Annotated in this window: 11 protein-coding genes; 6 read left to right on the forward strand and 5 right to left on the reverse strand. The window is 74.2% G+C overall.

Annotated elements, in window-relative coordinates:
• Position 1: 1 nt before the first annotated feature.
• The 5 genes from QA802_RS05635 to QA802_RS05655 all read left to right on the forward strand — a co-directional run bounded on the left by QA802_RS05635 (position 2) and on the right by QA802_RS05655 (position 10104).
• Complete coding sequence (locus QA802_RS05635; protein WP_319167303.1) at positions 2–367, forward strand: GPW/gp25 family protein; 366 nt, start codon at positions 2–4, stop codon at positions 365–367.
• Positions 364–3213: a putative baseplate assembly protein gene (locus tag QA802_RS05640; protein ID WP_334518569.1), complete on the forward strand. Its 2850-nt coding sequence runs from the start codon at positions 364–366 to the stop codon at positions 3211–3213. Before QA802_RS05635 ends, QA802_RS05640 begins: the two co-directional genes overlap by 4 nt.
• Positions 3210–6473 carry a putative baseplate assembly protein gene (locus tag QA802_RS05645; RefSeq protein WP_334518571.1) on the forward strand — a complete coding sequence of 1088 codons (3264 nt, stop codon included), beginning with the start codon at positions 3210–3212 and terminating at the stop codon, positions 6471–6473. Before QA802_RS05640 ends, QA802_RS05645 begins: the two co-directional genes overlap by 4 nt.
• Positions 6470–8608, forward strand: coding sequence for a hypothetical protein (locus tag QA802_RS05650; RefSeq protein ID WP_334518573.1), 2139 nt, complete (start codon positions 6470–6472; stop codon positions 8606–8608). The genes QA802_RS05645 and QA802_RS05650 overlap by 4 nt, the downstream gene beginning before the upstream one ends.
• Before the next feature lie 98 nt (positions 8609–8706).
• Positions 8707–10104, forward strand: coding sequence for a DUF6519 domain-containing protein (locus QA802_RS05655; protein ID WP_334518575.1), 1398 nt, complete (start codon positions 8707–8709; stop codon positions 10102–10104).
• Here the strand turns inward: QA802_RS05655 and QA802_RS05660 are convergent.
• From QA802_RS05660 to QA802_RS05670, 3 genes are read right to left on the reverse strand one after another with little or no spacing between them, the layout of a single operon-like run.
• Positions 10101–10736, reverse strand: a complete 636-nt coding sequence (locus tag QA802_RS05660; protein ID WP_334518577.1) for a hypothetical protein — start codon at positions 10734–10736, stop codon at positions 10101–10103. The two genes, QA802_RS05655 and QA802_RS05660, sit on opposite strands and share 4 nt — an antisense overlap.
• A gap of 3 nt (positions 10737–10739) precedes the next feature.
• Complete coding sequence (locus tag QA802_RS05665) at positions 10740–11213, reverse strand: hypothetical protein (protein ID WP_334518579.1); 474 nt, start codon at positions 11211–11213, stop codon at positions 10740–10742.
• Between the two features lie 16 nt (positions 11214–11229).
• Complete coding sequence (locus tag QA802_RS05670) at positions 11230–11397, reverse strand: hypothetical protein (RefSeq protein ID WP_334518581.1); 168 nt, start codon at positions 11395–11397, stop codon at positions 11230–11232.
• Between the two features lie 261 nt (positions 11398–11658).
• Between QA802_RS05670 and QA802_RS05675 the strand changes: the two genes are divergently transcribed.
• Positions 11659–12180 carry a peptidoglycan DD-metalloendopeptidase family protein gene (locus QA802_RS05675; RefSeq protein ID WP_334518583.1) on the forward strand — a complete coding sequence of 174 codons (522 nt, stop codon included), beginning with the start codon at positions 11659–11661 and terminating at the stop codon, positions 12178–12180.
• On the opposite strand, the gene QA802_RS05680 is transcribed toward QA802_RS05675, so the two are convergent.
• Together QA802_RS05680 and QA802_RS05685 are read right to left on the reverse strand one after the other, a co-directional pair.
• Positions 12143–12775, reverse strand: a complete 633-nt coding sequence (locus QA802_RS05680) for a TetR/AcrR family transcriptional regulator (RefSeq protein WP_319167161.1) — start codon at positions 12773–12775, stop codon at positions 12143–12145. The two genes, QA802_RS05675 and QA802_RS05680, sit on opposite strands and share 38 nt — an antisense overlap.
• 44 nt (positions 12776–12819) lie before the next feature.
• Positions 12820–14874 (reverse strand): discoidin domain-containing protein, encoded by a 2055-nt coding sequence (locus tag QA802_RS05685; RefSeq protein ID WP_334518586.1) that lies wholly within the window; start codon positions 14872–14874, stop codon positions 12820–12822.
• Between the last annotated feature and the right edge of the window lie 153 nt (positions 14875–15027).

Consider the following 15027-nt stretch of genomic DNA (forward strand, 5'->3'; position numbering starts at 1 on the left):
GATGGACGTCGACTTCCCCTACCGGCCGGACGCGTGCGGCCGCACGGCGCGGACCGGGCACGCCGACCACGTCCGGGACATGGTCGAGCTGGTGCTCTTCACGAGCCCCGGGGAACGGGTGAACCGGCCCGACTTCGGCTGCAGCCTCCTCGACCTGGTCTTCACGGGGAACAGCCCCGAACTCGCCGCGACCGTGCAGATGACCGCCCAGGCGGCGCTGCAGCGCTGGCTGGGCGACCTCCTCCAGGTGGACTCCGTCACGGTGACCTCCGAGGAGGCCACCCTGCGGGTCGCCGTGGCCTACACGCTGACGGCGACCGGCGAACGGCACGCCGTCACGGTCACCGGCGGGGGGAACCCGTCGTGACCGTGCTGAACCGCCCCCCGGGAGGGCCGGCCGGCATCCACGAGGTGCGGACCCATCCCGACCGGCGCACGCTGACCGTCACGTTCTTCGGGGTGCTCCCGCCGGGCGTGGAGGACCGTACCCGGTTCGTCGTCGAGGGCGGCCGGCGGGTCGTCGGCATCCGCGTCCTGCGGGTCGCCCGGGTGACCGGCCGGGAGGACGACGACGCGGGGAGCCGGCTGCGGCTGACCCTGGACCGGCCGGGCGACGACTCCACGTACCGGCTGCGGGTGCTGGGGCGGGGCTTCCACGGCGGCCACGACCGCGCGGACTTCACCTTCCACCCCGCCCTGCGCCATGCGCCGAGCGGTACCAGGGGCCCTGCGCCGAGCCGTGCACCGGGGCGTGCGCCGCTGGCCGGCGCCCCGGGCGGGCCGTCCCTCCCGTCGGCTCCCGCGATCGACTACCTCGCCAAGGACTACGCCAGTTTCCGCCGCCTGCTCCTGGAGCGGCTCTCGCTCACCCTGCCGCGCTGGACCGACCGGCACGTCCCCGACCTCTGGGTCACCCTGGTGGAGCTCCTGGCCCACGTCGGGGACCGGCTCAGCTACCAGCAGGACGCCGTGGCCACCGAGGCCTACCTGGACACCGCACGGCTGCGCACCTCCGTGCGGCGGCACGCCCGGCTGGTGGGGTATCCGATGCACGACGGCTGCGCAGCCCGCACCGTGGTCTGCGTGGAGACCGCCGCGGAGGTGAGCGTGGACACCGCCGGGCTGGCGTTCACGGCGCTGCCGGACGAGGTGGGCGCCAGGCCGCCGGGCGGCCCGGCCGGTCCGGTGATCTCACCCGAAGCGCTCGTCTCGGCCTCGTATCCCGCCTACCAGCCCCTGGAGCAGCGCAGCGTGCGGCTGACTCCCGCCCACAACGGGGTGCCGCTGTGGGCCTGGGGCGAAGAGGTGTTCCGGCTGCCCGTCGGCGCCACCCGGGCCGCTCTCCTCGACGGCGACGGAACGCATCGCACGCTGGATCTCGAGGTCGGCGACCTGCTGGTCCTCGAGGAGACGCACGGGCCGGGCGGCGGCCCGCCGGACCCCGCGCACCGGCAGGCCGTCCGGCTCACCCGTGCCGTCCGGGACGTCGACGCGCGGTCGAACACGACCGTCGTGAAGATCGCCTGGGCCGACGAGGACGCCCTGGCCTTCCCGCTGGACGTGCGCAATCCGGTCGGGCCCGACGGGCGGCAGAGCGCCGGCGTCCTGGCCCGCGGCAACGCCCTCCTGGTCGAACACGGCCTGTCGATCACCTGGTGGCCCGAGGAGCCGGGCGGGCGGACCGGCGAGCTCGTGCAGACGCCCGGCGCGAAGCCGGGCGCGGCGGACGGCAGCGGGCCCGGACGGCGGCGGCCGGTGACCCTGAGCCGGGGGCCCGTCACCTGGTCACCGCCCCATCCGCGGCCCGCCGACGTGGCCGCCGCGCAGGCCGAACTGCTGCTGGGCCTCGCCGCCGAGGCCCGCGACGGCCTGCGCGATCTGCACCACGGGGCGGCCGGACCACGGCCGGAGAGCCGGGAACTGCTGGCGGCCCTCTTCGGTCCCTCCTTCACCGACGACATCACCGGACTCGCCGACGACGCCGAACGGCACGGCGCCGTGGCCCGGTTCCTCACCGTCTTCGACGCGTTCTTCGAACCCAGACTGCGCCGGCTCGAGGCGCTCGCCCGCCGCGCACGGGCCGGCTACGTGCTGGACCCGGAAGACGCGGGCTGGGAGATCGCGCAGGCGTGGGGCGCCCGCACCGCCGAACGCCTGAACCCCGCCCGCCCGGCCCTGCACGGACCCGCGAGCGCCGCGCTGCGCCCCGACCCCCGCGAGGCGCTGCCCGCCCTGACACTCGCGGAGGATCTGCGCGAGGGACCGTACTGGACCCCGCGCCGCGACCTCCTCGACAGCGGCCCCCGCGACCGGCACCTGGTGGCCGAGGCCGACGACGAGGGCACGCTCGCCCTGCGCTTCGGCGACGGCCGGTGCGGCCGCGCCCCGCAGCCCGGGTCCGTGCTGTACGCGGACTACCGGGTGGGCAACGGACGGGCGGGCAACGCGGGCAGCGAGGCCGTCAACCGGATCGCCCACCGGAGCATGCGCCTGGACGGCCTGATCACCCGGGTGCGCAACCCCGTACCGGCGACCGGCGGCGTCGATCCGGAGCCGACGGCCGAGGTACGGCTGGCCGCCCCGCGCGCCCCGTTCCGCACGCTGCTGCGCGCCGTCACCGCCGAGGACTACGCCGTTCTCGCCGCCGCCCGTCCCGGGGTGCAGCGCGCGGCCGCCTCCCTGCGCTGGAACGGCAGCTGGTACGAGGCCGACGTGGCGCTCGACCCGGCCGGCCCGGCCGTGCCGTCGTCGGCGCTGCTGGAGGAGGTGCGGGACGCGCTGCGCCGCTACCGGCGGATCGGCCACGACGTCGTCGTCCGGCCGGCGCTGACGGTGCCGCTGGACGTGGCGCTGAACGTCCTCGTCGACCCGCACCATGTCACCGCCGACGTGCGGGAGGCGCTGATGCGGCGCTTCCTGCCGGGCCGCCGCCCCGGCGGCGAACCGGCGTTCTTCGACCCCGCCGCGCTCTCCTTCGGCACCCCCGTGCGGGCGAGCGCCCTGGTGGCGCAGTGTCTGGAGGTGCCCGGTGTCCGGCACGCCGAGGTCACCAGGCTGGCGAGGATCCACGGACTTCGCGGCGAAGCCCCGGGGCAGGCCGTGCCGCCCTCCGGGGAGCTGCGGATGGGTCCGCTGGAAGTGCCGCGGCTCGACGGCGACGTCACCCGGCCGGAGAACGGCTGGCTCACCCTGCGTCTGCGAGGAGGACGATGACCGACCGCGCCGCGAACCGGTCCGGCCCCGCGCCGGTGTGGAACCGTCCCGGGCTGCCCGAGCTGTCCTACCGGGTGGGCGTCCACCGGCAGTTCCTCGACGCGATGCTGGCGCGGCTGCCCGACGCGGGTGGCCGCGCGGCCCTCGGCGGACTGACCACCCGGGAGCCGGACGACCCGTCGATCGCCCTGCTGGACGCCTGGGCGGTGGTCTGCGACGTGCTGACCTTCTATCAGGAGCGCATCGCCAACGAGGGGTTCCTGAGCACCGCGACGGAGCACGAGTCCCTGGTCCGGCTCGGGCGGCTGGTCGGGCACCGGCCGCGCCCGGCGCTCGCGGCCTCCGCCCACCTCGCCTTCACCCTGGACCCGGGCGCGTCCTCGGTCGTGCCGGCCGGGACCCAGGTCAAGAGCGAGCCCGAACCCGGCACACTGCCCGTGGTGTTCGAGACCGCCGAGGACCTCACGGCCCGGGCGGAATGGAACCGGCTGCCGGTGCGCGCCACCCGCCAGGACGCCCTCACGGCCGACGTCGCGACCCGGGTGCGGTCCCTGGACTTCGAGGGCGTCCAGGCCGCGCTGCGCCCGGGAGACCGGCTGCTGTTCGTCTACCCCGACACCCGGCTGAACCTCACCCGCGTGGTGGAGAGCGCCGTCCCCGATCCCGCGCGCGGGCGGACCACGGTGGAACTGCGGGTGCCGGACGCGCCGCGGCAGCTGGACGGCGCGGTGGACGCGTTGCGGGAGGACCTGGAACAGGCCGCGCGCCGGGCCCCCTCCGAGGGTCCGTTCGAGGAGCTGCTGACCCTGCTGCGGGAGGTCCGCGAGCGCGCCGGCGAGCTCCGCGACCCGGACACGTTCGCGGCCCGCCTCGACCGCAGGCTGCAGCGGTTGCGCGACCGGCTGTCCGGGCTCCGCGACGACCTGGACGTCGACGCGCTGACCGAGCGGGCCGCCGTGCGGCTGGCGACCGTCCGGGACGCGGTACGGCGACTGACCGAACCGCCCGAGCGGCCGGCGCCGACGGCCGGGCAGGCGCTGCTGCGCGACCTCGCCGATCCCGCGGGCCGCGTGCTGCACGCCCTCGATCCGCTGCTGGAGGCGCTCGGCCGGGACGAGGCGCCGCGCCGGACGCCGGCCTCGGTCGCCGAGACGCTGGGCGCGGGATCGGACGCGCTGCCCCGCCTGCTGGCGGCGAACCGGTACGGTCTCACCGCCTCCCTCTACACGGCGCTGTCCGTCGTCGCTCCCCCGGTCGTCGCGCCGGGCGTGTACCGCTTCCGGGTCACCGCGGCGCCGCTGGGCGCGTCGATCCCGGACGACGCCCGCGTGCGGCGGCTGCTGCGCGGAACGCTGCCGCCCCGGTCGGAGGGCGGCGACCCGCTCCCGGGCGACGTGCTGCTCCTCGACGCGGTGCACGAGGAGATCCAGCCGGGCAGCTGGATCGCCGTGCGGACGGCCGGCCGGCCGCGCACCCGTGTCGTCCGGGTCACCGAGGTCGCCCAGTTGTCCGTCGCGGGCGACGTGGACGCCGTGCGGGTGACCCGGCTGGTCCTCGCCGAGCCGTGGACGAAGGACTGCGAGGACGTCGCAGTGCGGCGCGCCACCACCGTGTGGGCCGCGGGCGAGCCGCTCACGCTCACGGCCTCGCCCGACACGACCGACGTGGCGGGCGCGGCCGTCGAGCTGGACGGCACGTTCGAAGGACTCACGCCGGGGCGGGTCCTCGTCGTCGCCGGGGAGCGGACCGATGTCGTGCCCGGGACGGGCGCGGACCGGGCGCCGGGTGTGCCGGGCGCCGAGCTCGCGGTCCTGGCGGGCGTGCGCCACGCCTTCGACGGCACCGGGTTCGACGACCGGGTGCGCACCACGCTGCTGTTCACGGCCCCGCTCGCACACCGCTACCGGCGGGACACCCTGACCGTGCACGGCAACGTCGTCCGGGCGACCGCGGGCGAGACCGTCGACGAGGTCCTCGGCAGCGGTGACGCCGGGCGGGCCGGTCAGGTGCTGCCGCTGCGGAGGGGTCCGCTCGTCTGGCTGCCGTCGGCGAGCGCCGACGGCGGTGAGGAGTCGCTCGTCGTCCGCGTCGACGGCGTGGCGTGGCGGCGGACCGCGGACCTGGGCGAGGAGGGGCCGACCGCCCAGGCGTTCCGGCTGCGCACGGGCGTCGACGACCGGGCCGCGGTGGAGTTCGGCGACGGCCGGCACGGCGCCCGCCCGCCCACCGGCACGGAGAACATCACCGCCCGCTACCGCGTGGGCGGCGGCACAGGAGCGGGCAATGTCGCGGCGGGGCGCGTCAACCAGCTGGTGAGCAGGCCGTTCGGGGTCAGCGGGGTCACCAATCCGCTGCCCGCGACGGCCGGGGCGGAAGCCGACGGCCCGGCGCGGACGCGCCGGACGATCCCGCTGCGGCTGGCGGCCTTCGACCGGCTGGTGTCGGTGCACGACTACCAGTCGTTCGCCCGCGCCTTCGCGGGCGTGGGCCAGGCCGTTGCGCGCCGCTGCCGGGCGGACGGCCGGCCGGTCCTGCACGTCACCGTGGTCGCCGCCGACGACGCGCCGCTGGACGCCTGCGCGCCGTTGCCGGCCGCGCTGTGCGCGGCGCTGCGCCGGTACGGCGACCCGGCGCTGCCGGTGCGGGTCGAGCCCTGTGAACGGGTGCGGCTGGTGGTGGTGCTGGGGGTCCGCACGGCGGACGGGCACCTTCCCGGGAAGGTCGAACAGCGGGTGCGTGAGGCGCTGGCCGCCCGGCTGGGCTTCGCCGGGGCGTACCTGGGCCATCCCGTGTACCAGAGCGCGGTCGTCGCCGCCGCACAGGCGGTGCCGGGCGTGGACTTCGTGGTCCTGGACGCCTTCGGCGGCGTCGCGGAGGGCGCCGGGGCGGCCGACGTGGCACGGTTCGCCGAGACCCTCACCGTCGCCGACCTGGTTCCGGCCTTGCCGGCGGGCCTGCGCCCGATGCGCGGTCCCGCCCCGTCCGGCGGCGGCGCGGGGGGCGGCTTCAGGGACGGCTCCGGGGGCGGCTCCGGGGGCGGGCCGCCGGAGCCGGGAGCCGTCGTCGACGCCGCGCACGCGCCCACCGTCCTGCTGCCCCGCGCGGCCGCCACGGATCCCGCCGGAGCCGGACCGGCGGCCGGGCCGACGGCGGGGCGTCCCGGCCCGCCGGCCGGGCCGCGTCTCGTGCTGCGCCCCGCCCAACTGGTCCTGCTGGACCCGGCGGTGCCCGGAACCCTGATCCTGCGGAGGATTCCATGACCCCGGACGAGCTGTACGCGCTGCTTCCCGCCGTGCACCGCAGACGCGACGCGGAACAGGGCGGCCCGCTGCGGGCGCTGCTGACGGTCGTCGCCGAACAGGCCGTGGTCCTCGAGGAGGACATCGAGCGGCTCTACGACAACTGGTTCATCGAGACCTGCGACGACTGGGTGACGCCCTACATCGGCGATCTCGTCGGCTACGAGCTGCTGCCCCAGATCGCCGCCGCTCTGTCCGACGACGCGACGCGGGCAGCCGGACTGCCGGCCGCCGCCGTGCCGCGCCGGGACGTCGCCGACACCGTCGTCAACCGGCGGCGCAAGGGCACGCTGGCGCTGCTGGAGGATCTCGCGTCGGCGGTGGCGGGGTGGCCGGCCCGGGTGGTGGAGTACCGGCGGCTGCTCTGCGTCACGCAGCCCGTGCGCCGCTACACCGCGGACGGGGCGGACGCGCGGCGCAGACGGGCGCGCGGCGCGCTGGTGAACGTGCGGGACGCCGGGGCGCTGGCCCGGCTGGGCGGCCCGTTCGACGCGCTGGCCCGCACGGTGGAAATGCCGCGCGCCGGTTCGGCCCGCCGGGTCGGCCGGTACGGCGTCCACTCCGTCGGCCTGCATCTGTGGCGGCTGCGCGCGTACGCGGTGACCCGTGCCCCCGCCCACTGCCTGGACCGCGAGCGGGCCTGCTACACCTTCAACGTGCTCGCCGTGGACACCCCGCTGGTCACGGCGCCGGTGCCGGAGCCGTCGAGCTTCCACATCGCGGACGAGTCGAACGTCCCGGAGCCCATCGGCCGCCGGGCCCTCGCCGACCGGCTGTACGACTACTACGGGCCGCGCAGGAGCCTGTGCGTGTGGACCGGCCCGGACCCGGTCGCCGACGTGGTGCGCCTGGACCGGATCGTCGTCGCGGACCTGTCCGACTGGCGCCTGCGGGTCGGCGCCGGCGAGGTCGCCGTCGACCCGGTTCTCGGCCGTCTCATGCTGCCGCCGGGCACGGCTCCCGCGCACGGCGTCCGGGTGACGTACCATCACGCGTTCTCCGGCGATCTCGGCGGCGGCGAGTACCCCCGGCCCGAACCGTCGGCGGGCGGCCCGGCGGAGCGCTACCGGGTGGGGCCCGGCGAAGACCACCGCAGCATCGCCGACGCGATCGGCCGCTGGCGCGCGGAGAAGCGGTCGCACGAGCACAAGGCGGAGGCGGTCGTGGAGATCACCGCCAACGAGGTGTACGAGGACCTGAGCGACATCCGGCTCGACCCGGGAGACCGGCTCACCGTCCGCGCCGCGGACGGGGTCCGTCCCGTGGTGCGGCTGTCCGGCCGGCGCGACGAGGAACGCCGGCGGGCCCTGACCGTCACCGGTTCGGCGCACCCGAACGGCTCCCGGGCCACGGCGCGGCTCGTCCTCGACGGGCTGCTGGTGACCGGCGGCGGGGTGCGGGTGCGGGGCGGCGTGGGCGAACTCGTCGTGCGGCACTGCACGTTCGTGCCGGGCTGGGAACTCGAGACCCGGGGCACGCCGTTGGCGCCCGGGGCGCCGAGTCTGGACATCGCCGAGAGCCCGGTCCGCACCGAGATCCGGCACAGCGTCCTCGGCGCCGTCACGGTGGCGGCACGCGACGGGCGCGCACCCAACCGGCTGGAGGTGTACGACAGCGTGATCGACGCGACCGACAGCGAGGCGACGGCGCTCGCCGACCCGGACGGCGACGAGGCCGACGTCGTCCTCACGGCCCGCCGCACCACCGTCATCGGCGCGCTGCGCGCCGACGCCGTGGACCTGTTGGAGAACTGCCTGCTGGCGGGCGAGGTGCTCGTCGGCCGCCGGGACCAGGGCTCCGTGCGCTTCTGCTGGCTGCCGACGGGCAGCCGGACGCCGCCCCGCTTCCACTGCGAGCCCGACCACTCCGGCGCCCCGGCGCGCGAACTGCGCTTCGCCGGCATGCGGTACGGCGCGCCCGACTACGTCCGGCTGGCCGACGACTGCGCCCAGGTGATCCGCCGCGGGGGCGAGAACGGTTCGGAACCCGGCGCGCTGCACCATCTGTTCCAGCCGCAGCGGGAGGACAATCTCCGCACCCGGCTGGCCGAGTACACACCGGCCGGATGCGACCCGGGGCTCTTCTTCGTCACCTGAACGGCCGCCCCGTCACCCTCCGCTCCGCACCCCGCACCCCCGCATCCTCCGCCCTCCACCCTCCGCCCTCCGCCCTCCGCAAGGCAGGAAACCCATCCATGCACGGCGACTTCTCCCGCGTCACCTTCGATCCCGCTCGGCGGTTCTCCGCCGTGCTGTCCCAGCAGGGCCGGGTCCAGCTCGATGCCGAGATCAACGAGCAGTCGGCGATCCTGCTGCACTACGTGCGCACGCTGGCCGCCGACCTCATGGGCCCCGCCGCGTACCCGCCCGCCGACGACGGCCTGGGCGGCTTCGGTGTCGACGGCTACGACGGCGACACCTTCACCGTGGCGCCCGGCCGTATGTACGTCGACGGCGTCCTGTGCGAGTGCGACGGAACCGACTACTGGGACCAGCCCGACGGATGGCTCGACCCGGGCCGCGAGAGCGACCGGCTGCCGTCCGAGCCGTTCCTGGTGTACCTCCGGGTGTGGGAGCGCCTGGTCACGGCATGGGAGGCGCCCTGGATCCGGGAAGTGGCCCTCGGCGTGGACGGCCCGGACACCACCGCGCGCAGCCGTGTCGTGTGGCAGGTGTGCGTGCTGCCGCTCGGGTCCGGCTCGCCGGTGCCCGACATGCGCAGCGCCTCGCGTTACCTCCGGGACCGGGTGCGGGGCGTCTTCGAGCCGCGCGGGCTGCTCGCCGCGGCGACCGGGCGCCCGGAGGACGAGGACTCGGGTGACGTGCCGGAGCCGTCCCCCGGGTACCGGGGGCCCGAGAACCAGCTGTACCGGGTGGAGGTGCACCGGGGCGGCACCGCGGGGACGGCGACGTACAAGTGGTCCCGGGAGAACGGCTCCGTGGTCCTGCCGGTCCGGTCCGTCGCCGGTGCGTCGGTCGAGCTGGAGACCCTGGGCCGGGACGACGAACTGGGCGTGGACACCGGCGACGTGGTGGAGCTCCTCGACGACGCCGCGGTGTGCCGCGGCGCGTCCGACCGGTACGACGAGACGGGCTGCGGGCGCCTGTACACCGTCAAGAACGTCGACCACGCCGGATTCCGGGTCGAGCTGGACCGCGATCCCGACCACGACCACGACCACGACCACGACCACGACCACGAGAGCGTCGGCCGGCCGCGGCGCCACCCGTATCTGCGCCGCTGGGACCACCGCACGCCCGGCCGGGAGGACGGCTCCCCGGACGCGACGAGAAGCCTGCCCGTGCGGGAAGGACGCTGGCTGCCCCTGGAGGACGGCGTCCAGGTGCGCTTCCACTCCGGCGAGGGGGAGCCGCGCCGCTACCGCCGGGGCGACTACTGGCTGATCCCGGCGCGGGTGCTGACCGGGGACGTCGAGTGGCCCCGCAGCCGGCAGGGGGAGCCGCTGCGGCGGCGCCCGCACGGCGTCCCGTACCACTACGCCCCGCTCGCGTACGTCGATCCCCGCGGCGACGACTTCCGGCTGGTGGATCTGCGGATGCCGTTGCCGCACCGGCGCCAGGACCTGTTCTAGAAGCGTCCGGTGATGGCGAAGATGGCCACCATCCACGCGACGAAGAGCAGGATCACGACGGCGATCACGACGGCGGGGGTGGTCCGGGCCGAGACCTCGGCGCCGGTCGTCAGGTTGCGCAGCCGCTTGACCCGGAGTGTGCCGTTCCTGACCCGGCCGGTGGCGCGCACCCGGTCCCCGTCGCCGACGGCGCCCTCGAACAGGTCTCCGCGCATCTGCACGGGGACCAGCCCGACCGGGCGGCCCTCGCGATCGCGCATCTCCAGGCGGAAGTCGCACACGACCGTGGTGCCGACGTCGCCGTCGCTGCCGCTCACCTCGGTGCGCATCCGCACCTGCCGGGCGACGCCGTAGACGGTGCCGCTGCCCTCGAGCACCCCGACCGGCACGTTGCCTGCGTCGTACCGCGGTCGCGGATCCCGGGCCGGGGGATGCTCCTCCCGGCGCAAGACCTGCGTCGTGCGCTGCGGCGCCGCTTCGGTACGGAGGTGGATGCGGCGGTGCCAGGGCCACCGCTGCCGCGTCTCCTCGTCCTCGCCGTAGGCCGGGAGCCAGGCGCCGCAGCGGCGGCAGCGCTGTGCGTCGGGCGGCGCCTCGGCGCCGCACCGCTCGCACATCCAGGCGCCGTCCACGGGTTAGTCGACCCGGTAGTTGACGAGGTACACCGAACCCTCGACCGGCGACGAGGCGACCTTGGCGATCGGGCCCTCGCCGAGTTCCGTCTCCTCGATGCGGATCGAGCCCAGCAGGTCGTCGCCGGAGAGGTCGTGGTCCCACAGGGAGAGGTTCTGGACGCCCTGGACCGGCACGGTCACTCCCAGCGGCTGGGTCTGACCGGAGCCCACCGACCCCGCCGAGCCGTTGCCCGGCCAGATGGCCTGGGAGAGGTCGCCCTGGGTGCTCGTGGTGAGGTACAGGTCGTCGGGGTCGTCACGTGAGGCGTCGATCGCCGCGAGGGCGGCGGGGACCGACTGGACCAAGCCCTCCAGGGTGCCGCCGGCCAGCGGAATCTTGCCGGCGAGCGCGGCCACCGCCTCGTTGGAGGTGGAGTCGGTGCCGGTCGCCGCGTGCACGCAGTAGACGTCGAGAATGGTGGCGGTCGCTGACATGGCGGTCCTCCTGTCGTCATCGGTACTGCCGTCTTCGTGGGGTGGTGCTGTGTGTGCGGGGTCGCCGGGTCGCCGGTCGCAGGGTTCCCGTCCGGCGCAGACGCCGGGCCCGGAAGACGTGATCGACGCCGAGGATGCCGATGACGTCACCGGGTTCCATGTCGGCTGCGTCGGTCCAGGTCATGGGGGCCTCCCCGCGGGGAAAGGCGGGCCTTGGGACGTCGCGGAACGGCATTCGCCACCACCATCATGACGCCGATCCGCAGGCCTCGCCACACGGATCTCCTTCGTTGCACATTCGACTTCCTCGTGCGTCAACGCCCTTTTCCCACACGGTGATTGCCCACACCATCCACCACCGCATGCCGGACACCGAGACGTGCGACGAGAATGGCAGGGGGAGACGGCTAGAGGAAAAGGACGAGAGGGAGAGAAGGCGAGAGAGATGTCCGCATTCACCATCGACGTGTCGAACCCGTTCGCCGCGGGATGCACCGGCCCACTGGGCGGCCCCGGCGAAGGAGGCCACCGATCCGAGAACTGGTACATCCAGTACGGCATGGACCTCGGCGCGGGCCGTGGCACCACCGTCCGCGCCTCTTTCGACGCCCACATCACCAAGTACAGCCCGCACGACCCGTCGGCGGACACCGCCAAGGTCTACGGCGCCCAGTTGTTCATGCGGGCCCCCAACGACGAGATGGGCGGCTTCTACACGCACGTGACCAACGTGCCGCCCGGACTGGCCGTCGGCTCGCAGGTGGCCCGCGGGGACGTGCTCGGCGAGGTGTACGAGGTCGCCGGCACCTCGTCACATCTGCATCTGGCGCTGGTCGAGATCATCGGCGGCGCACCCGGCGGCCAGTACCAGGGCGTGGACCTCTACGGGATGTTCCTGGACACGGCGAACTCGGAGACGGTAGTCCCGGTCACCTTCCACCAGGACGGCTCGGCTCCGTCGGTGTGACGTCGGCCATGACCAGCCCCGCGACGTGGGCCGTGACCGTGTCCAGGATGTCGGACCAGGCCGCCTCGTCGCCGAGCACGAGGTAGTTGAGGGTCAGCCCGTCGGTCATGGCGGCGAGATAGCGGGCCAGGACGGGGACCGGCACGCCGAGCCGCAGCCCCATGCTGCGGCACAGCTCCCCGAGCAGCTCGGCGTACGCCTCGCCGTACAGCTCGTACTGACGGCGGGCCAGATGCTCGAACCCGGGCTGGCGCAGGGCGTACTGGGTGAGTTCGTAGGTCAGCATGTGCGCGTCCGGGTGGGCGCGGACGTGGTCCCAGTACGCCGCGAACCCGGCGCGGACCGTCTCCTCGAGCGTGGCCCGGGGCCGGATCGCCTCCCGTACGACGCTCACCGAGTGGGCGGTGAGCGTCGTGATGACGGACTCGACGAGGGCCTGCTTGGAGTCGAAGCAGTAGTGGAAGACGCTCAGGGAGACACCCGCCTCGGCGGCGATGGACCGGGTCGTCGTCCTGGGGACGCCGTCCCGGGCCATCGCTCTGATCGCCGCCTCCGTCAGCTGTCGACGTCGCTCCGCCGACGGCATGCGCGCCATCCGTCTCCCCGAGTGTCGATGCCGCGGCTGGTGCCGTGACCGCTCTAGGCGCTGTGGACGCCCACTTCGTACAGGGAGTATCCCCAGTCCGTGCCGCGGCCCAGACAGTGCACCCGCACGTAGCGGGCCGGGGCGCCGGCGAACTTCGCCGTGTCCAGGCCCCCGTCGCCGGACGTGGTCGACCAGGCGGTGGTCCAGTTCACGCCGTCGGTGGACAGTTCGACGCGGTACGAACCGGCGTACGCGCGCTCCCAGTCGAGGGTGACGCGGGAGACGCGGTTGGTGGCGCCGAGGTCGACCTGCCAGTACTGGTCGTCGCTCCAGTCGCTGGCCCAGCGGGTGCCCTCGTCGCCGTCGACGGCCTGGCCGGGCTGGTAGCTGGTGAACGGGTTGGACTCGGACGAACTGGCGGTGGCTGCACGGCCCTTGGCGAGGTCGACCGAGGCCTGGTGCTGCTCGGTCGAGCCCCAGGTGCCGAGGTAGGACTCGGCGCCGCGGAAGAGGTCGTCCACCACGTCCTGGCCGCCGACGCGCCGGATGTCCTCGATCCAGTCGGGGATCAGACCGACGTGCGCGGCGCCGTCGGTGTTGAGGTCGAAGGTGCGCGTGCCGGTCGTCTGACGGTCGATGAGGGAGCCGCCGTCGACGCTCTTGAACGGGTAGGTGACCTTGTTCGCGGCGGCGGCGCCGCGGGGGGCGGGGTGGTCGCCGATGCCGTTGAAGTCGGTTCCGAAGCCGTATCCGACGTGGTACTGGTCGCGCAGCGCGTTCGTGCGCTTCGCCTCCGCGGCGAACCCTTCCGAGCCGTGCATGTACTGGGCGACGAACCCGCCGAGGGAGTAGACGCGTTCGGTCCAGTTGAGGTCCATCCAGCTGTGCGAGGACAGCACGCCGGGGTAGTTCGCGGCCTCGAAGATGTCGAGCGCCTGGCCGGTCGCCTTGACGCTCATGTGGTCGACCTCGAGCATCATCTTGCGTTTCATCATGCCGCGCACGGCGTACTCGCCGAGTGCGGTGAGCCCCCGGGTGTTGCACTGCGCGTCGGCGTCGTACGACGGGACGTCGGTGCCCGCCGGGAGGTCCGCCTCCGCCTTCGAGGCGGCGGTGCCGATGGGGTTGTCGTGTTGCGGTCCGGTGCACTTCTCGGTCTGCCAGAAGGTGCCGGTCGACAGGAACTGCCCCACGTTGATGGCCGTTCCGAGGCCGCCCTCGTCGAAGCGGACGCCGCACAGCGCGTTGTCGAACTTGTGGCACAGGAACATGCTGCGCACACCCAGCCCGTACAGCTCGTCGAGTCCCTTGTCGACGTCGGACTTGCTGCACTGCGCGATGTCGAGGATCTGCTTGCAGCCGAACGGCTCGGAGGTCTCGACGCCGAGGACGACCGCCAGCTTGCCCTGCTTGACGACCTCACGCGCCTGAGCGCTGTCCAGGACGATCCGGAACCAGCCCTTGCCGGGTCCCCCGTACATCTTGTCGATGTGGGCCTGGAGGTCGTACGTCAGCTTCGCCTGGAGGCGGATCGACGTCATCTCGTCACAACTGCGGTCCTTGAACGGGTAGATGCTGCAGATCATGCCGTTCGTGACCAGGTCGTTGACGAGCACCCGCTGTCCGCCGCGCCAGGCCCGCTCGACCCAGGCGTAGTAGTTCGCCTGGTGGGTCATGGAGTCGTAGGCGGGCCAGTCCTTGAAGGTGGGCCAGCCGGCCGGGTCGTGCTTGCCGTCGCCGCCGTGAGTGATGTAGTCGAAGATCGCGAGGGTGCCGTCGGGGTAGTGCTCGGGACAGTCCTTCAGCGCGTCGGCGACGCCCGCCGCGGAGAACACCTTGCCGCAGATCAGCCGTCCGCCGAAGGCCTCATTGGAGAACAGGTGGTTGTGCGCGTCGACGAACCCGCGGACCTGGCCGGTCGCGTTCGTGCCGGTGAACGGCTCGCCCGTGACGCCGATCTGGGAGTCGGGGGCCGGCCGGGCCGTCGGCGTCCACCAGTCCGCGCCGGCCGCCGAACTCGGTGCCGGCCCGAGGACCGCGGCGAGCACGAGAAGGAGGAGCGAGACGACGGTGGCGTCTCTGCGTCGGCGGTACAGGCGTCCGGTCATGGTCACAGCCCACGTCCCTCGGTCGGGGGGATCGCGCGGTCGACGTGGGCTCTTCGGCTTCCCGTGAGCTTGTCATGACCGGCGCAAGATAGTGGGACGAGGATCGCGACAGACTCCGTTGCGAGTCAATAGTCCGGGACGCTTGACCTGATG

Source organism: Streptomyces sp. B21-105 (assembly GCF_036898465.1).
Taxonomy (GTDB): domain Bacteria; phylum Actinomycetota; class Actinomycetes; order Streptomycetales; family Streptomycetaceae; genus Streptomyces.

What these genes read in the sequence shown, in the direction of transcription:
- QA802_RS05665 (WP_334518579.1), bottom strand. Translation starts at nt 11,213, where the DNA reads ATGTCAGCGACCGCCACCATTCTCGACGTCTACTGCGTGCACGCGGCG.
- QA802_RS05650 (WP_334518573.1), top strand. Translation starts at nt 6,470, where the DNA reads ATGACCCCGGACGAGCTGTACGCGCTGCTTCCCGCCGTGCACCGCAGA.
- QA802_RS05675 (WP_334518583.1), top strand. Translation starts at nt 11,659, where the DNA reads ATGTCCGCATTCACCATCGACGTGTCGAACCCGTTCGCCGCGGGATGC.
- QA802_RS05680 (WP_319167161.1), bottom strand. Translation starts at nt 12,775, where the DNA reads ATGGCGCGCATGCCGTCGGCGGAGCGACGTCGACAGCTGACGGAGGCG.
- QA802_RS05670 (WP_334518581.1), bottom strand. Translation starts at nt 11,397, where the DNA reads ATGACCTGGACCGACGCAGCCGACATGGAACCCGGTGACGTCATCGGC.
- QA802_RS05645 (WP_334518571.1), top strand. Translation starts at nt 3,210, where the DNA reads ATGACCGACCGCGCCGCGAACCGGTCCGGCCCCGCGCCGGTGTGGAAC.
- QA802_RS05655 (WP_334518575.1), top strand. Translation starts at nt 8,707, where the DNA reads ATGCACGGCGACTTCTCCCGCGTCACCTTCGATCCCGCTCGGCGGTTC.
- QA802_RS05635 (WP_319167303.1), top strand. Translation starts at nt 2, where the DNA reads ATGGACGTCGACTTCCCCTACCGGCCGGACGCGTGCGGCCGCACGGCG.
- QA802_RS05685 (WP_334518586.1), bottom strand. Translation starts at nt 14,874, where the DNA reads ATGACCGGACGCCTGTACCGCCGACGCAGAGACGCCACCGTCGTCTCG.